We start from the raw sequence: 25,810 nt of genomic DNA on the forward strand, positions 1-25,810 counted from the left end.
CGATTTCTAAAATCTTTTCCGGTTGAACAGGTCAAGTGCTTGTTGCGTTTGGAATTCGATTAAGTCGGTAGTGCCTTGAACAAGCATAGCAATTAACGGAATCAATGTGCGATCACTTTTTAAATGCTGAGCTGTTTTTTGATCAATATCAGTTAATAAAGGTTGCACTAATTTAGAAAATTCTGGATCTGTTTTGAATAAATTAATATTTGTATTGGGCATGGATTTATTCCTCCGATGACTGGTTGAGTAAACTTTTCCAATTATTAAAAAATATTTGTTGTCTTTCTATTTTAGTCAGATTGATCTTTTCAATCGCTTCTTGAATAACTTTGGTGGGCCCGATTGGCGGAATTCCCAGCGGGGTATCGGTTCCAAATAAAACATGCTTAATACCAAAGAAATTAATGGCTAACTGTAAGGCCTCAGAATTAACCAGAAGTGCGGTATCTACATAAAACTTTTTAAAATCTTGATAGTTTTTTTCGCCTTGAATATGGCGGATGCGTTCAGAGAAATAAGGAACCATTGCTCCAGCATGGTGGACAATAATTTTTAGCTCGGGGAAACGGGTAAAGTAATTTTGGTTCACAATTTGGTTCATGGGCAATGTTAATTCGTATTCCCAGCTAAAAGTTATATTATTATCTTTTTTTTGAGTATCAAAAACGGGATGCAACCAAATTGGTTTATTAATCTGAGCCATCTTTTCAAAAATTGGCGCATATAGCGGATCAGTGATTGGCCTGACGACACAGTTTTGCTGCCTGAGCCGCATCTGTAAAATCTTCAGGATTTAAATTAATGATCGAAAGAATTTCTTGATGGTGAGCAAGAAGGCCTTTTTTTCGTTGTTCAAGATCAGAAAGTAGGGGATTTTCCATCCACTTATTTTGTTCTAATGCGTTTGGCGCGATTTGCAGCATCTGATTTTTAAAATGTGGTGGAAGAACGTGAGCGAAAACATCAATGATTGTGTTTATTTTTTTGCCTCCAGTTTTATCTATTGTAAATATTACTACTTGAAGTATACTTCAAGTCAAGGAGTGTGTGGATAATGAAAATTGATGGTGTAGCCAAAAAATATAATCTATCGACAGCCACGCTTCGTTACTATGAGCGAAATGGCTTGTTGGGTCCGATTAAACGGGTGAATGGGATTCGGTATTTTGAAGAGTCCGATTTACAACGAATCGAATTTATTTTATGTGTCAAAGAATGTGACATGACGCTGGGACAAATCAGGCATTTTATTGAGATGTTTCAAAAAGGTGATCAAACGTTGACTGAACGTCTAACTGTTTTAGAGAATCAATTGGCACAATCCAAACAGAAAATGCAGCAGCTACGGCAATCTATGCAACATTTGGAAGGAAAGATTGACGATGTGAAACTACTAATTGATGAAAATGTGTATGTAAAGTAGGATTTTTTTGAAAGTGAATGTTTATGGAAAACATTTAAAAAATCACTAAATGCAATCGAAAAAGCCCAAGTCCATGTATTCACAGGACTTGAGCTTTTTTCGTCGGTAACGGTTATTTTAATTTTGTGTAGAATGATTTCGCGTAATTAGTTTAAAGACAATCTGGTAAACAATCATAAATAAAATGACGTTTAAAGCCCAACTAAGAATCATTGTGGCAATCCCTGCACCGTGTAACCAAGGGGTGAGGAAGAAGCCGATAACTACAAACACAACCAAAGCTAAAGGCGTTGATAACCAAGCTTGTTTGGTGAGATGCTCACGACCAATTTTTGCCATGTAAGGTAAAACGGCAGAAAGGGCGATGAAGATAATCGGAATAACAATATTTAGTGTTAATTCCTTTGTATATAACACCGTTCCTGGAGTAGCATCGGTTGGTCGAATTCCCATGACTGAGAAAATCAAGGTTATCAATAAGCACCAAAGCCCTACTAACCAAGCAAAACGGTCACTTTTAATGAATTTGTATTCTGAAGGATATTCCTTACTTTTAGCACGAATACGCATGAATGCGTAGAATACAAAACTTGTGACAAATGGTGACACAATTCCGTTGATATTTAACAGCCAATTGAACATGTCATTGATACTTGGGAGCCAATTGCTTAAGAACAATACCAGAGAAACGATGGCGGTTGTTAACCAGTAACCATTGATTGGCAAACCATCATTATTTAATTTAGTAAGCTTCTTGGGCAAGTATTTTTTAGAAACATTTGAAATGAAGATTCGGGTGCTAGCATCCAAAATGACAGCCAATTGGGCACACATGTAAACAAATTGGGCAACGGCAAAGATGTACATCAGGATATTGCCCATGCCGAATTGCTTACCAAGCGCTTGAAAGGCGTAGTAGGAACCGTTCATCTTCAAATCATAAGGCAAATGATGGGCGTTAAAGAACACCCCTAATGAGAATGAACCAAAGACAGTTAAAAATCCAGTCATAATCAAAAGCATCATCATGGCTTTAGGAAAATCACGATTGCCATGTTTCATTTGTTTAACGTAAGGACCAGCCAATTCGGCTCCGTTAATGGCAAAGATTAACAAACCAAAAGTGGATAAGAAATGACCATCGATTTTTGGAATGAACGCTTTTAAATTAAACGGTTGGGTTTCAATGTGACGACCATGCATCAAAGCGGCCACTGTCATGACAACAAACAAGATGGTCATGATAAACATTGCGGCGCCACCGATGGTACTCATAATTTCCAAAGACTTGTTTTTAAATAAATGCTGGAACCAAATGAATCCAAGGAAGATAATGGCTGTGAAAACGGCAAACATAAATGTCGACATGTATTTATTGAGATCGCCGTTTCCTTTTACTAGCCAGCTGATAGAGACAACTACGGAATTGGCGACGTCGACTACGTAAGGAAGCCCGGCAATCCAATACAGGAAGGCAACCATGTAGCCAGCTAAGTCGCCGTTTGTGGAACGAATCCATGACGATAAACCGCCACCTTCGTTTTGAAAAGTGGAACCTAACTGGCCAACCATCATTTCATAAGGCCAAACAAAGAGGAGCAGCATAAGGATCCAAGTTGTGACAATCGCTAAACCTTGGTTATGGAAGTTGTAAATTAAATCATCAAACCCGATAACTGTTACAAAGTCCATCAGGGCAACGACTGGCCAACTTATGTAGTGTTTGTTGGCATCTAAGGGTGAGTTTTTCATTTTTTTAAATTCTCCTAATTTTAATTAATTGTTTCGTCTGTTCGATTGAAATAATTAACAGAAATTTGAGAATCCTGAATGGTTAATTTTGTGATGCTGCCGTTGCTAGGACTGGTGGTAATATCCATGTCCGGGGCATAGCGGCCCACAATACTGCGAATCGTTGTCCCATGAGAAACAACGAGAATTTTATCCTGATCTTGACTGTGGTCGATCAAGTAATCAAAGCCCTTATCCAAGCGTTGCCAAAAATCATGGTGGTCTTCAGCTTCATGGAAAGGATCAGCAGCCTTAACGGCATTTTTTGATTCACTTATATCGTGATCAATCAAAAACTCGTGAAAAGTCCGTACAGAACTGATCGGTTGTAAGACTTGGAACCAGGTTTGTGCAGAATCAGCACCTTCAAAATAACCATAGAATTCTTCTCGAAACTCTGCTAATTGTTTTACAGCGAGGCCCGGAGATTTATTGCTATGAGCGATGGTGTTAGCTGTATTAAACGCACGCGTGGTATCACTTGAGTAGGCCGCAGTGAAGGGGATATTTGCTAATCGTTGACCAGCAACTTTAGCATCATGCCAACCTTGCTCAGTTAAAGGTGAGTCTGACCAGCCTTGCATCCGATTGTAACGGTTGAAAAAAGTTTGACCGTGACGTACAAAATAAACTTCAAATGTTTTCATATCAATGCTCCTTTCTGTTTAATGTCCGAAAGTTATTGTATCACAGGCTATGACTGTAGTTGTAGCCTTTTTTAGATGCTAATTAGACCGATTTAAGTCCAATCGGTGTGATAGCTTATAAGGCATCGCTTACAAAAAATAAGAAAATCATCAGATATCATCCGATGATTTTCCTATTTTTGGTGCATTAATTCATTTTTCCTAGTTCGTGACGAATTTCTTCAGTATCTTCTTTGTTACCAGTAAAAATAAGTCGATCGTTTAGTTCTAATTGGGTAGACCCGACTGGACGAATGAGATGGCGATTGCGAAAGATTTGACTGATGGTGATTTTTTGAACAAATGGTAAATTCTTAATTTCAATGCCAGTGTATTTCCGATTGCGGACTTGTACTTCAAAAATAGTGTTTTTCGTGTCCCTTAAGAGCAGCAATGTGGATGGAGTTTCAATTAGGCCACGTAACATGGCAATGTTGACCTCTGGGGTATTGTAGATTTCAATTCCTAGATCTTGTAATTCTTTTTCATGCTCATTTAAGATGTTCCGATCCTCAAAACGGACAAGTACCCGCCGCACACCATAAGCTTTAGCAGCTTTTGCTAATTCATAATTTTCCTCTGCGCGAAAATGCCCCACAACTAAAATATCAGTATCAAATACGCCTTGGTTAATGAGCTCATCAGAATTTAGATTAGCTAATAGGTTAGCTTTGACTTCACTGTTGTAGGTACGAAAGTTCTTTTCGTTATCCGTATACATTTGAATATCGTACCAACCTTGTGTGAGTTGCTGGGCGACTGGAACAGTAAAAATATTTGCGCCGATGAAATGGACAATTTGTTTATTGAGATCTTCTGGTTCGGGTTTGTAAAACTTGCTAAAAATTAACGGTGACACAATGCAAGTTAGGACGGCAGCCAACAAGAACGCGCCAGATTGGTGACTATTAATGGTGTGCATGTTCTTTGCGACCTGGAGAATTGCGACAACCATTGTAATGGTGGCGGCTGATAAACTCGTTCCGGCAATGGCATTCATATTTTTAAATCGTAATTTTAAAATTGGATATACTGCTAGTTTGGCAATGATATAGGCGAGAAAGAACAACGGAATTAAGGTTAAGGCTTGCGGATCACTTAATAAGGTCCGAAGATTTAAGCCAATGCCACTCATCATAAAAAAGATGGGGATGAAAAAGCCGTAGCCAATCGAATCTAGTTTATCCTTAGTGCTTTCACTAGGTCGCAAAAGTTTGAGAATAATTCCGGCAATAAAGGCGCCTAAAATATTTTCTGCACCTACTGAAGAGGCCACAGTAACCATGGCTACAATTAGGAAAAAGGCTAGGCGAATATCTAGCTGGGTGGTCGATTTATTGATCTGTTCAAAAAAGTTAAAGAATAGTTTAAACCGATGCAATAAGAAAATCGCCACTACAATAATAAGCAAGAGTAGCCAGAGACTTTTACTGCTATTACCAAAAACCGAGGCATAGATAGTTAAGCCTAACATCGGGACAACTTCACCTAAAACCGCGATCAGAAGCACTGTTTGCCCGAAAGCTTTACTCAGGAGTTCGTTTTCTTTTAGCGTCGCAATTACGATACCCAGCGAGATTGTCGCAAACAAAATGGCAGCTAACCAGAAATCGGAAAAAAGGTTGGCCCATTTAAAAATTCCGGCCAATCCTAAAGAAATGACGATAATCGTTAAGTAAGCGAGACACGCCAATAGAACCGGGGACCATTTTGAAACTTGAGCCGCGTTCTTTTTGGCGAGTGGTGAAAGCTCTGGAGATGATTTTTTAAACAAATCAAAGTTAATTTCCATGCCACTTAGAAATAATAAAATGATGACACCAATGTCGGAAAGCTGTTCTAAAATTCCGGTCGTGTGAACAACGTTTAACAAACTGGGGCCAAGAATGATGCCGAGGATGATTTCAACAACCGCGGTTGGTAAAAAAGTGATTTTAAAATGAGCCATTAGCATGGGTGTAATTAAGGCCGCAAATAGCATAATGAGTAACGACAATTGATTCATAATAGGTTTCCTCCCGCATCATCATAATTATGGAATTAGAATAGCACAAGTAATTTTTATAAACAATTTTTCCTATGAATGAAAATTCGCTTATACTATAGGAAGGACAATCTTTGAGTTGTAGCTAAAAGAGTGGTATCATATTTACTTAATTTATTAGAATTTTTTGCGGCAAACATGCGCGCATGAAGTTTCCATTTTTTTGTGTCACTTATCGTCACAACAAGCAATTTGGAGGGGTTTCATGACAGATTCAATTCAAAAGTATGAACAGACACATCTTGACGGTGTAATTGCTAAGGTTCAAGAGGCAATTAAGAAGGCTGACAAAGATGCCAAAACTGCAGAAACAGACTCTAAAGCGATTGATAAAAACTTTGTCAATGAAGTTCGTATAAATACGAGCTCGTATACAGGCATGATGGACACTGCAATTTCGGTCCGTCAGCAACAACAGTTATTATCTGAGCGTCAAAATAGTTGGCGACATGCAAGTCAACAATTAGACGTCTTGAAGCGTCTTGAAAAGCGGCCTTATTTTGCGCGCATTGATTTTCACGAAGCTGGTGAAAAAAAGGATGAAACGATCTACATTGGACTCGGTTCGTTTTCTGATAATCCAGATCATTTCTTGATTTATGACTGGCGTGCACCAATCTCGAGTGTTTATTACGATGGTGAATTAGGAAATGTTTCTTACGAAACGCCGGATGGCACCCAAGAAGTGGATGTAAAATTAAAACGTCAATTTACTATTGAAGACGGCAAAATTGTGACAGTATTTGATACCAATGAAACGATTGGGGATCAGATGCTGCTTAAAGCGCTTGGTAACTCTTCTGATACCAAGATGAAGAGCATTGTTTCGACCATTCAAAAAGAACAAAACCAAATTATTCGAGACACGCATTCCGATCTTCTGTTTGTACAAGGGGCAGCGGGTTCTGGTAAAACGGCTGCAATTTTACAACGGGTGGCTTATCTGTTGTATCGCTATCGAGGAAATTTAACGGCGAGCCAAGTCATTATGTTTTCACCAAACCAAATTTTTAACGATTACGTGGATCAAGTTTTGCCTGAACTGGGCGAGCATAATATGGTTCAGATGACGTATTATCAATTTACGAAACGCCGAATCCCTAATATGGAAGTAGAGACCCTGCAGCAACGATTTGAAGGACGGACTGATTCTGTTTCCAAGAAAATTAGACGTTTAGAGAATAGTTTGGTTTACTTTAATGCCGTTACGAAATATGCGGAACACCTTGGATCAGCGGATATGAAGTTCCGTAATTTGATGTTTCATGATAAACCATTTGCGGATCAACAAAAGATTCAAGATATTTATTACGGGTACAACGAAAATTATCACTTGGGCAATCGCTTAGATGCAACCAAGGAAGCTTTATTAAAGTCGCTAAATCAACATATTGGTAGCGAGGTTCGTTCAAAGTGGGCTGAAGAGGCTGTTCAGTCGTTAAACCATGAAGATCTTGAGAAACTATATGGTGGTGAACCAAAAGAATTTGATGATAGTGATAAGGAATTCAAATTCTTAGCTCGTAAATTGGTTATCCAAGCGCTGCAACCCGTTCGCAATGCCATTGTGCATAACCGTTTTCTAAATATTAATTCTCAGTATGTACACTTTTTAAAGAGCGTTCCGCACCTGGTTAATTTGGAAAAAGCCGGTTTAACAGCGGCCGATTGGCAAACTTATGTGGATGAGACGGTTGCTAACTTTAAGAAGCACACGATTTCACTAAATAATACGTCTGCATATCTCTACCTTTATGATTTAATCGTCGGTAAAAAAGGCGAACGTGATATGCGTTATGTGTTTATTGATGAAATTCAAGATTACACGGCCTTTCAGCTAGCTTACTTAAAGTACAACTATCCACGGGCTAAGTTCACTTTATTGGGTGATTTGAACCAATCAATTTACAGTAATGAAAGTACTTCAACACTATTGGCGGAGTTATCCACCATGTTTGACAAAGAAAAAACGCGTGTGATCCAACTTGAAAAATCTTACCGTTCCACGCAACAAATTACAGATTTCACTAAAGAAATCTTGAAAAATGGTGAAGCGATTGAAGCCTTTCAGCGCGAGGGAGATTTGCCCGTTGTTAGTGTGAAGGCAAGTTTTGATTTAGCTGTCAAACGGGTCCAAGCACAAATGGCGAAAAATGAAAAAGACGGCGAATCTACTGCCATCATTGGGAAATCCGTTGCCGAGTGTCAAAAGATTACCGATGGTTTACGCAAACAAGGTGAAAAAGTTACCTTAATCAAGACAGAAAATCAGCGCTTGGCCGACGGAGTGGTGGTCGTGCCTTCATACTTGGCTAAAGGACTTGAGTTTGATGCAGTAATTGTCTGGGATGCTTCAGATGCAACGTATCATGACGAAGATGAACGCCAATTATTGTACACGATTTGTTCACGTGCAATGCACCGTTTAACAATTGTGGCGACTGAAAAGATGTCACGATTGTTCGATCGAATTGATTCCAATTTGTACGACTTGGATTAAATTTTAGTGGAGAAGTGAAATGGTAGAAGAAGATCGCAGTTACTATCGCTTTTTTAAAGATGATTGGAAAAAGCTTGCACCAGAAGCTAAGTTACCATTGTCTGGTCAGCAATTAAAAGCCATTAAGTCTTTAAATGACCGCATTTCATTACAGGATGTGCAGGATATTTATGTGCCGTTAGTCCATTTACTGATTAAGAAATTCCGCAGTTTTCAGGAGTGGCAGGCAACTAAGACTGACTTTTTAAGTTTGCCAGAAAAACGAGTGCCATTTGTGATTGGTATTTCTGGGAGTGTGGCGGTTGGAAAAAGTACCACCGCCCGGTTGTTACAAGTGTTACTGACGAATTTCTTTCCAGATTTAAAATCGCAATTAATTACAACAGATGGGTTCTTATATTCAAATACTGAATTAGAGAAACGTGGGATTCTAGATCGAAAGGGATTCCCGGAAAGCTATGATATGGCGAGTCTTTTGAGTTTTATGGGCTCAGTAAAAAATGGCCAGGAAAAGATTCAAGTGCCCCTTTATTCACATCAAAGCTATGACATTGTGCCAGATCAATATGAGTCGATTAATAATCCGGATATTCTGATTGTTGAAGGGATTAATGTTTTACAATTGCCTTCTAATCAAAATATTTATATCAGCGATTTCTTTGATTGGTCTGTTTATGTGGATGCTAATCCGGAATTAATTGAGAAATGGTTTCTGGAACGATTCGGAATTTTGTTAGATACGGCTTTTCACAATCCAGATGACTACTATTATGAATATGCCCAATGGCCGCGTGAAAAAGCCTTTGCGGAAGCCAAAAGGGTCTGGGAAACGGTTGATTTACCTAACTTAAATGAATTTATTTTACCAACCCGATCTCGCGCCAATGTGATTTTGCATAAGGTAGAGCACCATGCGATGGATATGGTTTATCTTAGAAAGTACTAGACGCAAAGGAATCTTTTGTTAAATAAGCCAGTTTGAAACAAACATGTTTCAAACTGGCTTTACTTTAAGCTTTATAATAGATAGAATTGAACCAGAATGTTTTTGTTACTTAAACTAATATTAATGAGGTGAAAGGCTTGGCTAATGTAGATTTATCGCAATTTGATAAAATCATTGTTTTGGACTTTGGTAGTCAGTATAACCAACTAATCACACGAAGAATTCGCGAATTTGGCGTTTATTCGGAATTGATGTCACACAAGATTTCAGCAGATGAAATTCGTAAAATCAATCCGAAGGGAATCGTGTTTTCTGGTGGCCCCAATAGTGTTTATGATGATGACGCTTTTCGGGTTGATCCTGAAATTTATAACTTGGGGATTCCAATTTTAGGAATTTGTTATGGGATGCAGTTGATGTCTTATAACTTGGGCGGCAAAGTCGAACCAGCTGATAACCGTGAATACGGACACGCTGATATTGATGTTACAGACGCGCAAACACCTTTGTTTAAAGGATTACCAAGTCATCAAACTGTTTGGATGAGCCATGGTGACTTAGTCAAGGAAGTACCAGAAGGTTTCACGGCTGTTGCAACCAGCAAGAATTGCCCAATTGCTTCCATTGAAGATCCAAAGCGGAAATTCTACGGGATTCAATTCCACGCCGAGGTACGTAATACTCAGTATGGAAATGAAATTTTGAAGCACTTCGCGTTTGATGTCTGTGAAGCACGCGCAAACTGGTCAATGGATGACTTTATTGACTTACAAATCAAGAAAATTCGTGAAGAAGTCGGCGATCGTAAAGTATTACTCGGACTTTCTGGCGGGGTTGATTCTAGTGTGGTTGGGGTGCTTTTGCATAAAGCCATTGGCAATCAATTAACCAGCATTTTTGTAGACCACGGTCTGTTACGTAAAGGTGAAGCTGCCCAAGTAATGGATAGTCTTGAAGGTAAGTTTGGCCTAAACGTTGTAAAGGTTGATGCCCAAAAACGGTTCATGGACAAATTAGTTGGTGTTTCTGATCCTGAAAAGAAACGAAAGATCATTGGCAATGAGTTTATCCAAGTCTTTAATGATGAAGCTCAAAAGCTTGATGGGATTGACTTTTTGGCCCAAGGAACGCTATATACAGATGTGATTGAAAGTGGAACCGATACGGCACAAACAATTAAATCGCATCATAACGTTGGTGGATTGCCAAAAGATATGCATTTCACATTGATCGAACCATTACGGACTTTATTTAAGGATGAGGCACGTGATTTAGGTGAGAAACTAGGAATGCCTTCCGATTTAGTTTGGCGGCAACCATTCCCGGGTCCTGGTTTGGGGATTCGTGTGCTTGGTGAACTTTCTGAAGATAAATTAAATATTGTGCGCGATAGTGATTGGATTTTGCGTGATGAAATTAAAAAAGCCGGATTAGATCGTGATATCTGGCAGTACTTTACCGTTTTACCAGGCATCAAGAGCGTTGGTGTGATGGGTGACGGGCGCACATATGATTACACAGTTGGTATCCGGGCCGTTAATTCAGTCGATGGGATGACAGCTGACTTTGCCCGCATTCCATGGGATGTGTTGCAGAAGATTTCGGTGCGGATTGTAAACGAAGTCGATCATGTTAATCGAATCGTGCTCGATATTACGAGCAAGCCACCAGCAACGGTTGAATGGGAATAGGCGAAGCTAAGATATAAATACCGTTATACCGGCGTTTATTGACTCTTTTCTTCTGTATTTCCCGTTGCTGGCACCGAAATGGCACCAGTAATGTGTTTCTTACCCGTAAACTGATTACGAGTGGGGGTAACGGCCTGATGATCTGCTGGCGTGAAATCAACTAGACCATTAAGGTGTCGTGCTGTTTCAAAGTTACTGTTTGGATATAGATGTCCATAAGTTCCTAAAGTTGTTTGAATGTCTTCATGTCCCAAACGTTCCTTAATAATTAATGGGTTTTCCCCAATACTAATTAACAAGGAAGCATGAGAATGTCGAAGCGCGTGGACACGAATTCGATGAACATTCGCGGTCTTAGAATAAACGCTGATTACTTTGGACAGTGATCCGCGAGTAGTTGGTACACCATTGTAAGAAAGCACAAAATCTGTTTTAACTTCAGACGCTTGAATCTCTTTCCACTCGGAGAGATATTCAAGTGTCTTTTTGTCTAACGGAACTGTCCGAACACTGGCGCGAGTTTTAGGTGAAGTAAATTCATAGTTAAACGCATTTAAATAATAAAGTGTTTTGTTGATACGCATTGTACCGGCTTCAAAATCAATGTCTTCCCACTGAAGGGCGGTTGCTTCACCGATGCGGGCACCGGTCATAAACAGAAGCCAAATTGTGGTGAAATTGAAACGTTGATAGTAGTCATTAAGATCCATTAAGGAAATGACTTTCTCGAACTCGGTTTTAGTCCAGAAATCAATCTTCTTCTTTTCCTTCTTTAAATTGCCAACAATTTTTGTTGGATTCTCTTCACAGAATCCTAGTACAATTGCACGATCAAAAACCAAAGATAACAAGCATTGAACTAGGCGGGTGTATGAATTACTTACTTGACTCTTCATCGTGATTTGCCATTTCTGTATATCCACCGGCGTAATTTTGTTAATGAAATACTTGTTAAATCCTTTGAATTGCTTTCGAAAGACGCTAACGCGACTGTCAAAAGTAGCCTTTTTGACATGACCTTCATACCAAGGAATAAAGAATTGCTGACAGAAGTCGCCAAAGGTGATCTGATTAGTTGAATCTTCTTTAACTCCATTTGCCATTAAATCACGATAAGCAGTTTTTGCCTCACGCATTGTTTTAAATCCGCTACGGCGCTTTTGGACTCGTTTACCGGTTTGTTCATCTACGCCAATATTAGCACGGAAATAATAGGTACCACCTGCTGCTTTTTTTATTACTTCGGTTGTCTTTGTCATTGTGATTGCTCCTCTGACGCAGATGCACCGATTTTAGCTAACTCTGAAAGAGTTCGAGTATTAAGTGTAAGACCTAATACTTCTTCAACCGCAGTTACTGGAACGCGGCCTAGCTTCTGTGACTTGTAATAGGGACAACCTTTCTTGACCATTAACAGTTTTGCACGTCTGATAATGTCTTTGGAAGCCCAAGGCCCATATCCTAAAGCCACAAGTTCATGTTTAGTCATAGTGACAACGTGAACCATGATTAGCCTCCTTTCGTTGGAAGCTAGACCGTATACCTTAGCTTCCATATTAACAGGATTGAGGAATAAGTGCAGCTCAATTGTGTCGGAAAATTTGCTACCCAGTTCCGTCACTAACGGACATAGGAATTGCACCTCTCCTGCTTACGTGGGAGCCTCGCGGAAGTATCATTATTAACTTAACTTGTACGATCATTAGTTAAAGGTCGTAATCGAAGAGTGGGTGGCGCTCGTATTCCTGGTCATGGCGTCCGCTGATCAACAGTTCAAGTAAAGTTAGAAAGTTTGGGTAGCAATATTCAGTTTTCAAAGGACTCACAGGTGTTATTGCCTGCTCACTATATACATACAGATAAAAATAGAAAATGAAACCCAAAAAGCAAACTAATCGAAAAAAGATTAGCTGAAATAATGCTTGACGTTTACATAGATATAGGTCTATATTGTAGATATAGATACGTGTCTATATTTGTGAGGGGAGAACGTCAATGGATTATCAAAATTATGTGCTAATGCTAAAAGCAATGGCTGACCCTAATCGTCTCAAAATCATTGATTTACTTTCCTGCGGTTCGCTTTGTGCCTGTGATATTTTAGAACATTTTGATTTTTCACAACCAACGTTATCGCACCACATGAAAGTTTTACAAAATGCTGGGATCGTCACGGCACGTAAAGAGGGTAAGTGGCAGCATTATACATTGCAGGCTGAATTTACGGCTAAATTTAGGCAAGGGACTGAACTACTTTTAGCCAGCAATGAAGAATGCGTTTGTCATGGTGACGATTGCATAGATCAGCAGACAAGTCATTCCAGAAAGGTTGTTATCACTAATGAAAAAAGTTGAATTATTTGAACCAGCGATGTGCTGTTCTACCGGGGTTTGTGGGCCAGCGGTCAATGAAGATCTATTAATGATCACTTCAGCGTTTGACGCGTTACAAGGTGTTTCCAGCGTTGAAGCCGACCGGTATAATCTTAGCAATAATCCAGATGTCTTTAGTCAGCGGGCCGATATTCTAGCTGCAATCAAGGATGATGCCGATGCAACATTGCCGATCACTGTTGTCGACGGCAAAATTGTTAAAACCGGCGCTTACCCAACAATTGATGAGTTATCGGAATATACTGGTTTAGTTTTCGTGCCGGCTGATCAATCAAGCGGCTGTTGTGGTGGAAGTGGCTGCTGCTAATTTTTTGGTTGAAGCAAGAAATGGCACAGCCGTTTCTTTTAAATTATATATAGATGATTATCTATGTTAGGAGAATATATATGCGCGAATATCAACCACAAAATGCTAATTTAACTCATTATTTATTTTTCACTGGTAAAGGGGGCGTCGGTAAGACCACAACGGCTAGTGCCACCGCCCTCAATCTAGCTGATAGCGGTCAGCAAGTGATGCTGGTCTCCACTGATCCAGCTAGTAATTTACAGGATGTATTTGATACTGATTTGACCAATAAACCCAAGGCAATCACCGGTGTGCCCGGTCTATTTGCCGCTAACTTTGATCCGGTGACTGCTGCCGGTGAATATCGGGAAAGCGTCGTTGGTCCTTACCGCGGCGTGTTACCGGATGCAGCAGTCAAAAATATGGAGGAACAGTTGTCTGGTTCATGTACGGTCGAGATCGCATCGTTTAATGAATTCGCTAAATTTTTAACTGATCCCGCTGTCGATCAGCGCTTTGATTATATTATTTTTGATACAGCGCCGACTGGTCATGCGTTGCGTATGCTGCAATTGCCCTCAGCTTGGAATAATTACTTGGCGGAAAATGATCGTGGGGCTTCATGCTTAGGCCAACTAGCCGGGATGGGCGACAAAAAAGCAATTTACGCCAAGGCTGTGGCTACTTTAAGTAATGGCGAATTGACCACCTTAATGTTAGTCACGCGTCCCCAAAAAGCATCATTACTGGAAGCGGCGCGGGCAGCCCAAGAATTAGCTGATATTGGCATGCAAAATCAACAATTAATTATTAATGGAACGTTGAAAACACCGACTGATCGTGCTTCCCATGCTATTTTTGAGCAGCAGCAGACTGATTTGCAACAGATGCCAGCAACATTACAGGCGTTGCCCCAAGCAGAAGTACCGTTACGAGCGTACAATGTTACTGGCCTAGATAAGTTGAGATTAGTTTTACAACCGGAACAACCAAGTTTAGCAACTTATCCGGCAATTACCAATCACTATCCTAATTTAGATACCATTGTTGCTGATTTAATTAAGACTAACAAAAAAATTATTTTCACCATGGGTAAAGGCGGCGTAGGTAAAACTACGGTGGCCGTGCAGATCACTAAAAAGCTGGTGGCCCAGCATAAAACCGTTCATTTAGCCACCACTGATCCGGCTGATCATCTTGATTTCTTTAACACAGATGATCCTGCAATCACCATCAGTCATATTGATGAACAGCAGGTACTTAAGGACTATCAAAATGAAGTGCTGACGACGGCGCGTCAAACCATGAAATCGGCCGATGTTGACTATGTGGCTGAGGATCTACGCTCACCATGTACGCAAGAAATTGCCGTTTTCCGCGCTTTTGCTAACATTGTCGCCCAAAATGATAGTGATGTTGTAGTCATCGATACGGCGCCAACCGGCCATACGCTACTGCTACTGGATTCGACTCAAAGCTATGCCAAAGAAGTCAAACGCACTGCCGGTGATGTGCCTCAAGCAATCGTTGATCTGTTACCGCGGCTACAAGATCCAGCGCAGACTGAAATTGTAATGGTGACTTTACCGGAAACAACGCCAGTTTATGAGTCGATGCGCTTGAATGATGATCTAGATCGGGCCCAAATTGCGCACACCTGGTGGTTGGTCAATCAAAGTATGCTGGCAACGGAAACAACGCATCCTTGTTTGCAGGCCCGGGCGCAAAATGAAGTTGAATGGATCGAAAAGGTTAAGCAGATTTCCAATGGTCATTTTGCAGTTGAACAATGGCAACCAGATTTTGAGCAGGCGTTATTAACGATTTAGCGTTATTAAAATTTGAAATAAAGGTATCAATTAATCAGGGTAGCAATACCCTGATTTTGGTAGTTGGGAGGAACCATGCAAGTCTTTTTCGCCGTTTTTATATTTTTACTGACATTATTATTTGTTATTTGGCAACCTAAGGGACTATCAATTGGCTGGACTGCGATTGGTGGTGCCGTTCTAGCACTATTATTCCGGGTGGTCACGTTTAAAGATGTTGGCACTGTCACCGGAATCGTTTGGAACGCGACTTTATCTTTCGTCGCAATTATTTTGATCTCACTAATTTTGGATGAGATTGGTTTTTTCGAGTGGGCTGCCTTACATATGGCGCGGCTAGCTAAAGGTAATGGCGTGCGCATGTTCATTCTGATCGCCGTTTTAGGTGCAATTGTCGCCGCCTTATTTGCTAACGATGGTGCAGCGTTGATTTTAACGCCGATCGTCTTGGCAATGGTCCGTGCGTTACATTTCGATGAAAAGCGGGTTTTCCCATTTATCATTGCTAGTGGCTTCATCGCTGATGCAACATCACTACCGTTAGTTGTCAGTAATCTAGTCAATATTGTATCAGCTGATTTCTTTGGTATCACATTTTCGGAGTATGCGCTACGGATGTGGCTACCGGATCTTTTTTCATTAGTTGCTAGCATCGGTATTTTGTACTTATATTTTCGTAAGGCGTTACCTAAACACTATGATGCCAGCCAAGTTGCTGAACCAAAATCGGCGATCAAGGATCAACGATTATTTAAATTTTCTTGGGTCGTGCTGGCAGCGTTATTGATTGGTTACTTTAGCAGTAGCTTCCTAAATATTCCAGTTTCGATTATTGCTTTGACGATTGCCTTGATCTTTTTGCTAGTCGGTCAGCTAAGTCATCACGTCAATACCAAGGCCGTTATTAAAGGTGCACCGTGGAATATTGTTTTCTTCTCAATTGGAATGTACGTGGTGGTTTATGGCCTACAAAACGTTGGCTTAACGGCATTGCTTGCGGGAATCATTGCTAAAATGGCAACTGGTGGGCGTTTTGTCGCCACCATGGGCATGGGCTATATGGCTGCGTTCTTGTCGTCGGCCATGAATAACATGCCAACTGTGATGATCAATGCTTTATCGATCAAAGGGGCGAATGTCTCTGGCTTAATGCACCAAACCTTAGTTTATGCTAATATTATTGGTTCTGATCTAGGACCAAAAATTACGCCAATCGGTTCATTAGCAACTTTAGTTTGGCTACATGTTCTAGCGCAAAAGGACGTTAAGATTGCTTGGGGCACTTATTTTAAAATTGGTATCACGATCACGATTCCAGTTTTATTCATTACACTATGTGGTTTATGGTTATCGTTAAGTATCTTTGGTTAAGGAAGGATAGCTGATTATGATGCAAACTAAATATGAGCAACAGAATTCATTGGGTAATAGTCTAAACATAATCGATACTTTGGTGAAGCAAGTTGTAAGTGCAGAAATAGAAGCAATTTCTGCGGCGTATCTGATTCAAGCCAATCAATAAATTAATCTGCTTGAATTAAAATATAGCCATGAACTAGTAATTCAACAGAACTTGTCTCAGGTGGAAACGGCCTTTTTGCAAATCAATTAGTTAATTCTAGATAATTTAGCGGTTAGTTATTTTCGTGACTATACTCAAGTGGAGAAAGAGTTTGATCATTTTGACCGCCTGATAGGTGAGGTAAAAGATGATCAAAATAGAGATTTTTGAAGCAGCAATGTGTTGCGCAACTGGTGTTTGTGGGCCAAGTGTTAACAAGAAACTTATTCAAACGACTGCAATTCAGCGTCATGTTAATGCAGACAGCAAAAACAGAATCACACGTAAAAATCTAGCACAAAACCCAGATGCCTTTGTTCATAGTCAACAAGTGCATGACTTATTAGAAAAGTATGGCGTCGCAATTTTACCAATTACTATGGTCAATGGTAAAATCGTTAAACAAAAAGATTATCCAACTTTTCAAGAGTTCTCAGACTACCTACAGCAAGATTTAAGTCGGGCACGTGTTCATTAACCGGAGTGAAAGGAATTAATTAAATGGTACGTGATGCAGAAAAATTATTGATCATCGGTGGTAGTGACGCTGGTATTTCAGCGGCCTTAAAGGCCAAAGAACTTAAACCGCAACTAAGAGTTCAAGTATTATTGGCAGATGAGTACCCTAATTTATCAATTTGTGGATTGCCCTATGCAGTTAGTGGGGAGGTACCCAATTGGCATTCATTAGCTCATCGGGATTTACAAGAATTAACGTCGACTGGCGTTGAGTTTCAAATGAATATGATTGCTAAGAAAATTGATCCGCAGCAACATGAAGTTATCGCGCATTCGTTTGCGGGTGAATTACAAATTTATCATTATGATCATTTGGTTGTAGCCACTGGAGCCAAGCCAAAATTATCTGGTATTACAGGGATAGACTTAGCGCGTACACAACAGCAGAATAGTAAAGTTCGTGTTTTGCATACGATGGCAGATTATTTTGCGCTTGAAACGAATTTGACTACAAACAGTGTGCAAAATGTGGCTATCGTAGGCTCCGGCTATATTGGGATTGAAATGGCGGAGGCGTTGCAGAAACGTCATTTAAACGTGACTATTTTTCAACGTGGCGCAGAGATACTATCAACGGTCGATGCTGATTTAGGCCAAATCGTTCATCAAAAATTAGTTGCTAATGATGTTCAGGTTGCAACTAACTTAACTGTTTCAGAAATTAATGAAACTGAAACTAAGGTGAAGGTTGTTGGTGTGAATGCGGATCAAAAGATAAATACTTATGATTTTGATTTGGCTTTAGTTGTGGTTGGTGTTCAGCCGAATACTGATTTATTAGTCGCAGCTGGTTCCGAAACTGGAATTGCTGGTGCCGTCAAGGTTGATCAATATATGCAAACTACGTTACCAGATATATGGGCGGCCGGTGATTTAGTTGAAACAAAACATCATTTGTTAGGGAAGGCTTACTTACCGCTGGGCACAACGGCACACAAACAAGGGCGAACTGCCGGGTTCAATGTTGCTGGTGTTCCACGTACCTTTAAGGGTAGCATTGGGACTCAAGTGCTAAAGGTATTTGATCTAGTAGTTGCGCGGACTGGATTATTAGCAAAGGAGGCCATACAGGCAGATTTTGCGCCATTTACTGTAACAACCGACGTCGATGATCATAAAGCGTATTTTCCGGGTGCACATAAGATTAAGATCAGGATTACCGGTGATCAACATACCGGCCGACTTTTAGGCGTACAGGTAATTGGTTATTACGGTAGTGAAGTTGCCAAACGTTGTGATATTTTTGCAGTGGCAATTTTTAATAATATGACGGTGGCGGAAATTAGTGATTTAGATTTATCCTATTCACCACCAGTTGGCTCACCTTGGGATGCAGTACAGATTGCGACTCAGAATTGGGAGCAACAAAGTTTGAAATATTAATTATTTATTTAAAATATTCCAACATCCAGTTGAAGCTTATATTTTAAGCGTCAACTGGATGTTGGCGTTTTATAACCTAGTTATTTTTGTGATGGAGTTTCAATTACTAATATTAAGTGTAAAATATGGTTCACCATTAAACTATTACATGATATAATGTAATAGTTGGTCGTCACATAATTGTATTACAAGGAGGATACGCATGATAAAAGTAGACTGTTGTCCGGATAAACCAGAATTAGCTAGCCGTGATTTACTGAGTGAAGAGAACGCAAGTGAGATCATCTTACTTTTTAAAGTTCTATCCAATGATACAAGATTAAGAATTTTACATTGTTTAACGCGCGAGCCTAAAATATCAGTTGGCAAGATTGCGGCTAGGCTTAATATGAAAACTGCAGCTATTTCTAACCAGTTGCAGCGATTAGTTGATCAAAAAATTGTGAAAACTGAACGTGATGGAAATTTCATCAACTATGAAATTATTGATGAATGTACTGCTATTCTATTAGAACGTGCTTGGTGTTTAGCAGAAGACACAGGTAAAATTACGGGTTAATAAATATGTGAAATGGGATGTTGCTATGATTAAAACCATTATAACTGGTATTGTGCTATACGCCTCCACCGCGATTGATTTATTAGTTATTCTGATGTTATTATTTTCAAAATATCGGTCAACAAAACATAAGCAACAAATTTATATTGGTCAATTTTTAGGTTCATACACATTGATAGCAATCAGTCTTTTTTTTGCGTTAGTACTTCACTATGTGCCTGCTAAGTGGATTCTTGGATTTTTAGGTTTAATACCGATTGGCTTTGGGATTAAATATATCCTGAGTGACGAAGATGAAGCCGCTGAGGTTGATGAAAAAATCGAACAGCGAAAAGACAAAAATTTGATCGCAACGGTTGCTTTAATCACCGTTGCATCTTGTGGCTCTGATAACATTGGACTTTTTGTGCCTTACTTTGTATCGTTAACAATCGAACAACTAATAACGACGTTTATTGTTTTTACATTCTGTATCTTCATACTTGTCTATTTGGGTGATAAATTTTCGCGTGTGAAGATTGTTAAGAAATTGTTAGATAAATTTGGTAATTGGATTATGGCAATTATTTATATTGGATTAGGCATGATGATTATTTTAGAGAGTGACACAATTTCACATCTTATTAAAATACTTTTTTGAAAAAATAGGATATCTTTTTTGTTTATATAGAGGTGTTATAGTGGCATCAGAGAATTGGTTACTTGCAAAAAAATTGTTTCGAATTACGGGTGTGGATTTGAAACATATTATAATATGAAAGTGAACGACGATCTTAGCTTAGCGTGATATTCTACGTAAAACTGAGACTTTTTGTTATTTAGGGGGCGGTAGGAGAAACATTTTGTTTTGTCTGGATTGATGGCGTACACGAGACAATTTTAGTTTTGACCATACAAGAAAGCTGTTATCACGAAAGAAGAGACAATTATGGTCAGAATTAAATAAGGAACGATATTATTGGTGATTAAAAACTTAGTTTGATGACTAATACTGATCCAACTACATTATCAGATATGAATACAAGTAGTTTCATGATAGACACTATGTTTCAACGACTTTTGAAAGAAGGTTCAGAGCTTTCTAACAATTTCATGGATGTCCCAGATTTAAAAGCGGATACGAGTCGTATGTTATTCAGTGTGAAAAAATGAAAACAGCTGTTTGTCCAGATTAGTGGTTCAAAACAGTAATTCTGTTCGTTGCGCATACAAAAAAGATCCGTTGACTCCGCTACACAAGAATAATTAAAAAAGCAAATTAATCGAAAAAAAGATTAATTTACTTTCAGTGATTACTCTAGATAGCGTTCTAAATTGAATTTATGAACAGTGTGGATAAAGTGTTCGTTTAATATTTGGTAACGATCCTCGTCAAAATATGAATGGCCCCAAGTAGTGATGTTGATAATTAATGGCTGAAATTCTTTAATAAGCTTTGCCATGGCAATTGGATCACCTTGTTGAGCTGCACAAATCGTTTCGGTATAATTCATCGCTATTCTCCTCGTAAAGTTAGATTTGGGTCGTCTAATTCTTATGGAGGAGGGGGTGAACGAATCTTGATGACTAAATTAGTCGAAGAAAGTAGCAGCAATTTTGCTTAAGACCTTGCGATGCTGTTTAGAAATCGCTTGACTACTAACGTGCAAGATTTGTCCGATAGCTTTATCCGAAAGCTGCTCAACATATTTATAATAGAGTAATTTCTTTTGTGGATCGGTCAATCTGGCTATTGAAATAACCAGCCTTTCATTGATGAAATACTCTTCAAGGTGTGCTGCTTGTTCCGCTTTAATTAATTTAACGCCCGGTAGCATCTCATCAATCAGGTATTCCAGCGTTTCCTCATTTAGTGGAACTTCAGGAACTTTGTGCTGCTCCTCCACATAAAGTGAGCGAGTCTTGTTTACCAGTGATAGCTTGGCATAATGCGAAAATGCTTGTTTGACATCTTGATCAGACATAACAAATCCTCCTTTTACCAAACAAATACTAAAAATTGTTGCAAAATGAAACCGTTTTATAAACTTGTATAAATAGATTATAAAATAAAGTCAGTCAATAATCTCAATAAATATTTTAGTTTGTCGAGGAAGTAAAAAAAATAAGTTCTAGGTGCATGTTTGTGACAAATTGTAAATAATCATTTTTGTGTTGGATAGTTCTGTTGCTTTATTTCAATTGATTAAATATAGGTGTTCAGGAAAAGACTTCATTAAAAATATTTGTATGAATAGGTTTCAATACAATAAGTTCATTGATTTAAAAAAAGTTGAACTAAAATGCTAAACCAACAAATTAACGAGTGTTTAAATAATTATGTGTAAATGAATTATTGGGAATTGAAAAAGGGAAGCCTCTCCCTTATGATAGTTAGCGTCTAAACAAACATCACAGGAGGCTTCCCCATGAATCAGTTTACCAAAGAAATTGTCACAGCACTAGCTCAGAATCAAGATTTAGACCTCATTTTTAAAGATCACCTAGAAATTGCCGTTAATGAATTACTTCAAAATGAGCTTTCCGCCTTTTTAGGCTATGAACGCTATGATAGAGCTGGATTTAACTCTGGTAATTCACGCAATGGCAACTACTTAAGAACCTTCAAAACTAAATATGGCGAGTTGAATCTCACGGTTCCACGTGATCGTAATGGCGAATTTATTAACCACACCTTACCTGCTTATCAGCGCCAAACAGACCAACTGGAACAGACGGTCATCCAGCTTTATCAAAAAGGCATTACTACCCATGAAATCTCCGATCTCATGGAAAAAATGTATGGTGCTTATTACACACCGCAAACAGTTTCTAACTTAACTAAAGTCGTTAATGAACAAGTTGAAGCTTTCAAAAGTAGAACATTGTCAGAAAAATATGCGGTTATCTATCTGGATGCCACTTATCTGCCGTTAAGACGCGACACCGTCGCAAAAGAAGCAGTCCACATTGCGATCGGTATACAGCCTAATGGGCATAAAGAAGTCTTATCATACAAAATAGCGCCTACTGAATCTGGTGCAATTTGGACAGAGGTATTGGCTGATCTGAAACAACGAGGGGTGCAACAGAATTTACTTTTTGTGGCCGATGGCTTAGTTGGATTGGCGTCTGCGGTTGGCAAATATTACCCCGAAGCCGTTATTCAACAATGTCTCGTTCATGTAAGTCGTAATATCTCGCATCGTATTCGTGTGAAAGACCGTAAAGAAGTCTTAGGTGATTTTAAATTAATCCATCAATCATCTGATAAACAGGCGGCAGAGCACAGCCTAGCTAACTTTATCAATCGCTGGCGCAAACGATATCCTAAAGTTACCCAAGGGTTATTAGAAAATCAGAAATTATTGACGTGTTTTGATTTCCCAGCAGCTATTCGGGCTAGTATTTACAGCACAAACCTAATTGAATCATTTAATAAAAAATTCAAGCGGCAGACTAAAAAACGTGAACAGTTTCCAAATGAGGAATCCTTAGAAAGAACCTTGATGACGGTTATTCTGGATTACAATGACAAGTTTGATCAGCGGGTGCATAAGGGATTCAACATGGTTGAAGACACATTAGAATCTATGTTTTAAAAAAAGGACGAGAGGCTTTTCTATTTACACATAAAATTTGACACTCTCAAATTAACTCCATAAATACAATCTACAATGAATATAGAAAGTGAGGTTTTTAATTTTGATTATTATAGCATTAATGGTTTTAGCGCTTATATCATTGGCTGTGTTTCATGTATGGCAAGAATCACGACTTTTATGGAAATCCAATTATATGGTAACTGTTGCTATAAGTAATATTTTATTTTTAGTTCTTGCTTTTATTATGTGGATTCCGGCTAGAAATAATATTTTGCTCAGTGCATTGTTGGCCATTTTAATACTTCTTGGACTTATGTCGGGGGTTAGTGGCGTCGCTAAGGATGGATTTATGATATCGGGTCTGTTGCCAACTTTAATTGACTTTAAGGACATTCAACAAATAAGTATGATGAACAAACAAATTGCACCCGATAAAACAGTTTTAGTGATCACGGGTCAGTCAAAACGGAACAAACGGTTTAGTTTTATCTTCAAAAGTAATTCAGTTGAAGTACAGAACTTTGTCAATAAACACATTGCTGATCATGCTTCTGTTCAGAGTCATGAATAATTTTTTTTGCGTTTTCGTTTACAAATGTAATCATAAATGCTATGTTACAGATGTAGTCATCAGTAGAGGTGATGGTTTTGTTAAATCGCGAAGTTTGTTGTGTGACCAATGCTGAATATGAAGTCCTGCGAATTATTTGGCACTATCCGGGAATTTCAACCAAAGATATTTGTAAGGAAATAAAAAAGCGAAAGAATTGGCAACTTAGTACTATAAAGACATTATTATTACGACTTGAAAATAAGACTTTGATTGTTAAGAATACCTACTATCATCAGGCTCATTATTATGCCCAATATAGTGAATCAATAGTCGTCTCTGCCTTTATCAAAAGGTTGCTTTCTAGGCGAGAAACCTTGTCACAAGAAGAATTCTTAGAACTTGTGGAAAATAATCTCCAAAATAACTCCAGTGACATTGGTGGGCTGAAAATAAATGAAAAAACTTAAACTTACCCTTGATAAAATGTGCTGTGAAAATGCTGTAAAAAGAATTTTTTTTGAGTTACATTCAATTAATGGAGTAGAGGAGACCCATTTTGATTTGGCGAGTCGTTCAGTGTTGATTTATCTTCAAGCAGGCACTTTACCGGCAATAGAGAGTAAATATCAGGATGAAAATTTGATTAATAAAGGATGTAAACAAGATGAAAAACAAAAAAAAGAAACAACAAAATCATGGAGATAATGATATGCAATCAATGGATCATACTCATATGAATATGGAATCCAATGGTGGCGACATGATGCAACACGGTGGACAAATGATGCATATGGGGAATATGAAACGTAAATTTTGGGTATCACTGATTTTTTCACTTCCAATCATTGCATTATCACCTATGCTAAAATTCAGCTTTATGCCTAATCTAGTTTTTCCAGGTTCAGAGTGGTTAGTATTGATCTTGGCTACTTTTCTTTATATTTATGGTGGTGCACCATTCATTAAAGGTGCAAAAGCCGAATTAAAGGAAAGAAAACCAGAAATGATGACGCTTGTAGCGTTAGGCATAACTGTCTCCTATTTCTATAGTCTCTATGCTTTCACTATAAATCAATTTTTTGTAGCAGATACCCACGTTATGGATTTCTTTTGGGAGTTAGCTACATTGATCGATATCATGTTGCTAGGTCATTGGATTGAAATGGATGCCGTTATGGCAGCAGGAAATGCACTTGAAAAAATGGCGGCTTTGCTACCTAATACTGCTACTATTGTTGCTGATAACGGTGATCATATTGAAAAACCACTAAATGAAGTTGTGATTGGTGAATCAGTAATTGTTAAGGCAGGTGAGAAAATACCTACTGATGGTATTATTCTTGATGGAAATACAACTGTGAATGAAGCTTTAGTCACCGGTGAATCTAAAGCAGTAACTAAAATGAAAAATGATAAGGTTATTGGTGGATCCACTAACGGCTCTGGTGCCATTATGGTTAAGGTAACTGGAACTGGACAGTCTGGCTATTTAGCACAAGTTATGCAAATGGTAAGTAACGCACAAAAGGAGCAGTCTAAGGCAGAGGGCGTTGCTGATAAAGTTGCAGGACTATTGGTTTACGCAGCAGTTAGTGCTGCTATTCTTACCTTTATTGTGTGGTTATTGGTTTCAGGTGACTTTAATCTGGCATTAGAACGTACCGTTACGGTTCTGGTTATTGCATGCCCACATGCTTTAGGTCTTGCCATTCCGCTAGTAGTTGCGCGTTCAACCTCAATCGGTGCACAAAATGGATTGTTAACTAGAAAACGCCAAGCGTTAGAAGATGCTACTGAGTTAGATGCTATTCTTATGGATAAGACGGGTACTCTGACTGAAGGTAACTTTGCAGTAAATGACTATAAGGCTACAGACACAGCATATTCAAATGAACAAATTCTATCGTTGATGGGTGCACTTGAATCTGGCTCAAGCCATCCATTATCGGTTGGTATCTTGTCAAAATTAAAAGAGCTAAATTTAAAACGCGAATTTTATAATCAAGTTAGCCACCCATGTTGATTGATCAAAAAATGGTCAAAAAAAGACACCAA

At 38.8% G+C, this 25,810-nt stretch carries 29 protein-coding genes; 19 read left to right on the forward strand and 10 right to left on the reverse strand.

The window, feature by feature from the left end; genetic code table 11:
* Positions 1-6: 6 nt before the first annotated feature.
* From PI20285_RS01745 to PI20285_RS12035, 3 genes are read right to left on the reverse strand one after another with little or no spacing between them, the layout of a single operon-like run.
* Entirely contained in the window at positions 7-222 is a 216-nt protein-coding gene (locus PI20285_RS01745; RefSeq protein WP_057773488.1) for a hypothetical protein, read from the reverse strand.
* 4 nt (positions 223-226) lie between these two features.
* Entirely contained in the window at positions 227-706 is a 480-nt protein-coding gene (locus PI20285_RS01750) for an amidohydrolase family protein (protein ID WP_323707580.1), read from the reverse strand.
* Between the two features lie 28 nt (positions 707-734).
* Entirely contained in the window at positions 735-926 is a 192-nt protein-coding gene (locus tag PI20285_RS12035) for a hypothetical protein (protein ID WP_338107466.1), read from the reverse strand.
* A 131-nt stretch (positions 927-1,057) separates the two neighbouring features.
* Here PI20285_RS12035 and PI20285_RS01755 point away from each other — a divergent pair, with 131 nt between their 5' ends.
* The gene (locus PI20285_RS01755) at positions 1,058-1,426 is read left to right on the forward strand and encodes a MerR family transcriptional regulator (RefSeq protein WP_057773492.1); all 369 of its coding nucleotides are present in this window, start codon (positions 1,058-1,060) and stop codon (positions 1,424-1,426) included.
* 117 nt (positions 1,427-1,543) lie between these two features.
* Here PI20285_RS01755 and PI20285_RS01760 read toward each other — a convergent pair whose 3' ends face one another.
* The 3 genes from PI20285_RS01760 to PI20285_RS01770 all read right to left on the reverse strand — a co-directional run bounded on the left by PI20285_RS01760 (position 1,544) and on the right by PI20285_RS01770 (position 5,908).
* Complete coding sequence (locus PI20285_RS01760) at positions 1,544-3,178, reverse strand: APC family permease (RefSeq protein WP_057773494.1); 1,635 nt, start codon at positions 3,176-3,178, stop codon at positions 1,544-1,546.
* Positions 3,179-3,198: 20 nt separating this feature from the next.
* The gene (locus PI20285_RS01765) at positions 3,199-3,864 is read right to left on the reverse strand and encodes a histidine phosphatase family protein (RefSeq protein ID WP_057773496.1); all 666 of its coding nucleotides are present in this window, start codon (positions 3,862-3,864) and stop codon (positions 3,199-3,201) included.
* Between the two features lie 187 nt (positions 3,865-4,051).
* Positions 4,052-5,908 carry a cation:proton antiporter family protein gene (locus PI20285_RS01770; protein WP_057773498.1) on the reverse strand — a complete coding sequence of 619 codons (1,857 nt, stop codon included), beginning with the start codon at positions 5,906-5,908 and terminating at the stop codon, positions 4,052-4,054.
* A 244-nt stretch (positions 5,909-6,152) separates the two neighbouring features.
* Here PI20285_RS01770 and helD point away from each other — a divergent pair, with 244 nt between their 5' ends.
* The 3 genes from helD to guaA all read left to right on the forward strand — a co-directional run bounded on the left by helD (position 6,153) and on the right by guaA (position 11,084).
* Positions 6,153-8,447, forward strand: a complete 2,295-nt coding sequence (helD, locus tag PI20285_RS01775) for an RNA polymerase recycling motor HelD (protein WP_057773500.1) — start codon at positions 6,153-6,155, stop codon at positions 8,445-8,447.
* A gap of 19 nt (positions 8,448-8,466) precedes the next feature.
* Positions 8,467-9,393, forward strand: coding sequence for a type I pantothenate kinase (gene coaA, locus PI20285_RS01780; protein WP_057773502.1), 927 nt, complete (start codon positions 8,467-8,469; stop codon positions 9,391-9,393).
* Between the two features lie 137 nt (positions 9,394-9,530).
* On the forward strand, positions 9,531-11,084 hold the full coding sequence (guaA, locus tag PI20285_RS01785; RefSeq protein ID WP_057773504.1) for a glutamine-hydrolyzing GMP synthase: 1,554 nt from the start codon (positions 9,531-9,533) through the stop codon (positions 11,082-11,084).
* Between the two features lie 35 nt (positions 11,085-11,119).
* On the opposite strand, the gene PI20285_RS01790 is transcribed toward guaA, so the two are convergent.
* Entirely contained in the window at positions 11,120-12,343 is a 1,224-nt protein-coding gene (locus tag PI20285_RS01790; protein WP_057773506.1) for a site-specific integrase, read from the reverse strand.
* A complete protein-coding gene (locus tag PI20285_RS01795; protein WP_057773508.1) occupies positions 12,340-12,591 on the reverse strand; it encodes a DUF3173 domain-containing protein in 252 nt (83 codons plus the stop codon). The genes PI20285_RS01790 and PI20285_RS01795 overlap by 4 nt, the downstream gene beginning before the upstream one ends.
* Before the next feature lie 488 nt (positions 12,592-13,079).
* On the opposite strand from PI20285_RS01795, the gene PI20285_RS01800 reads away from it, so the two are divergent.
* From PI20285_RS01800 to PI20285_RS11590, 10 genes are all read left to right on the forward strand, one after another.
* A complete protein-coding gene (locus PI20285_RS01800) occupies positions 13,080-13,439 on the forward strand; it encodes an ArsR/SmtB family transcription factor (protein ID WP_010579436.1) in 360 nt (119 codons plus the stop codon).
* Positions 13,426-13,785: an arsenite efflux transporter metallochaperone ArsD gene (gene arsD, locus PI20285_RS01805; RefSeq protein ID WP_010579435.1), complete on the forward strand. Its 360-nt coding sequence runs from the start codon at positions 13,426-13,428 to the stop codon at positions 13,783-13,785. The genes PI20285_RS01800 and arsD (PI20285_RS01805) overlap by 14 nt, the downstream gene beginning before the upstream one ends.
* A gap of 80 nt (positions 13,786-13,865) precedes the next feature.
* On the forward strand, positions 13,866-15,596 hold the full coding sequence (gene arsA / locus PI20285_RS01810; RefSeq protein WP_057773510.1) for an arsenical pump-driving ATPase: 1,731 nt from the start codon (positions 13,866-13,868) through the stop codon (positions 15,594-15,596).
* Between the two features lie 75 nt (positions 15,597-15,671).
* Positions 15,672-16,967 carry an arsenic transporter gene (locus PI20285_RS01815; protein WP_010579433.1) on the forward strand — a complete coding sequence of 432 codons (1,296 nt, stop codon included), beginning with the start codon at positions 15,672-15,674 and terminating at the stop codon, positions 16,965-16,967.
* 16 nt (positions 16,968-16,983) lie between these two features.
* On the forward strand, positions 16,984-17,118 hold the full coding sequence (locus PI20285_RS12000; protein ID WP_010579432.1) for a hypothetical protein: 135 nt from the start codon (positions 16,984-16,986) through the stop codon (positions 17,116-17,118).
* Between the two features lie 187 nt (positions 17,119-17,305).
* Complete coding sequence (arsD, locus tag PI20285_RS01825; protein WP_010579431.1) at positions 17,306-17,635, forward strand: arsenite efflux transporter metallochaperone ArsD; 330 nt, start codon at positions 17,306-17,308, stop codon at positions 17,633-17,635.
* Between the two features lie 23 nt (positions 17,636-17,658).
* Complete coding sequence (locus tag PI20285_RS01830) at positions 17,659-19,059, forward strand: FAD-dependent oxidoreductase (RefSeq protein ID WP_010579430.1); 1,401 nt, start codon at positions 17,659-17,661, stop codon at positions 19,057-19,059.
* A gap of 202 nt (positions 19,060-19,261) precedes the next feature.
* Positions 19,262-19,618: an ArsR/SmtB family transcription factor gene (locus PI20285_RS01835; RefSeq protein ID WP_057773512.1), complete on the forward strand. Its 357-nt coding sequence runs from the start codon at positions 19,262-19,264 to the stop codon at positions 19,616-19,618.
* A 25-nt stretch (positions 19,619-19,643) separates the two neighbouring features.
* Positions 19,644-20,258: a CadD family cadmium resistance transporter gene (locus PI20285_RS01840; RefSeq protein WP_010579428.1), complete on the forward strand. Its 615-nt coding sequence runs from the start codon at positions 19,644-19,646 to the stop codon at positions 20,256-20,258.
* 341 nt (positions 20,259-20,599) lie between these two features.
* A complete protein-coding gene (locus tag PI20285_RS11590; protein ID WP_156406512.1) occupies positions 20,600-20,770 on the forward strand; it encodes a hypothetical protein in 171 nt (56 codons plus the stop codon).
* A gap of 140 nt (positions 20,771-20,910) precedes the next feature.
* Here PI20285_RS11590 and PI20285_RS01845 read toward each other — a convergent pair whose 3' ends face one another.
* On the reverse strand, positions 20,911-21,111 hold the full coding sequence (locus tag PI20285_RS01845; protein ID WP_010579427.1) for a helix-turn-helix domain-containing protein: 201 nt from the start codon (positions 21,109-21,111) through the stop codon (positions 20,911-20,913).
* A 78-nt stretch (positions 21,112-21,189) separates the two neighbouring features.
* Complete coding sequence (locus tag PI20285_RS01850) at positions 21,190-21,582, reverse strand: sigma factor-like helix-turn-helix DNA-binding protein (RefSeq protein ID WP_010579426.1); 393 nt, start codon at positions 21,580-21,582, stop codon at positions 21,190-21,192.
* 444 nt (positions 21,583-22,026) lie between these two features.
* On the opposite strand from PI20285_RS01850, the gene PI20285_RS01855 reads away from it, so the two are divergent.
* The 5 genes from PI20285_RS01855 (at position 22,027) to PI20285_RS01875 (ending at position 25,778) form a co-directional block, all read left to right on the forward strand.
* Complete coding sequence (locus PI20285_RS01855) at positions 22,027-23,199, forward strand: IS256 family transposase (RefSeq protein WP_057746220.1); 1,173 nt, start codon at positions 22,027-22,029, stop codon at positions 23,197-23,199.
* Positions 23,200-23,302: 103 nt separating this feature from the next.
* Entirely contained in the window at positions 23,303-23,773 is a 471-nt protein-coding gene (locus PI20285_RS01860; protein WP_041094431.1) for a hypothetical protein, read from the forward strand.
* 77 nt (positions 23,774-23,850) lie between these two features.
* Entirely contained in the window at positions 23,851-24,222 is a 372-nt protein-coding gene (locus PI20285_RS01865) for a BlaI/MecI/CopY family transcriptional regulator (RefSeq protein ID WP_041094429.1), read from the forward strand.
* A complete protein-coding gene (locus PI20285_RS01870; RefSeq protein WP_041094427.1) occupies positions 24,209-24,460 on the forward strand; it encodes a heavy-metal-associated domain-containing protein in 252 nt (83 codons plus the stop codon). Before PI20285_RS01865 ends, PI20285_RS01870 begins: the two co-directional genes overlap by 14 nt.
* The gene (locus PI20285_RS01875; protein ID WP_342353095.1) at positions 24,420-25,778 is read left to right on the forward strand and encodes an HAD-IC family P-type ATPase; all 1,359 of its coding nucleotides are present in this window, start codon (positions 24,420-24,422) and stop codon (positions 25,776-25,778) included. The genes PI20285_RS01870 and PI20285_RS01875 overlap by 41 nt, the downstream gene beginning before the upstream one ends.
* The last annotated feature ends 32 nt before the right edge of the window (positions 25,779-25,810 follow it).

Source organism: Pediococcus inopinatus (assembly GCF_002982135.1).
Taxonomy (GTDB): Bacteria; Bacillota; Bacilli; order Lactobacillales; family Lactobacillaceae; genus Pediococcus; species Pediococcus inopinatus.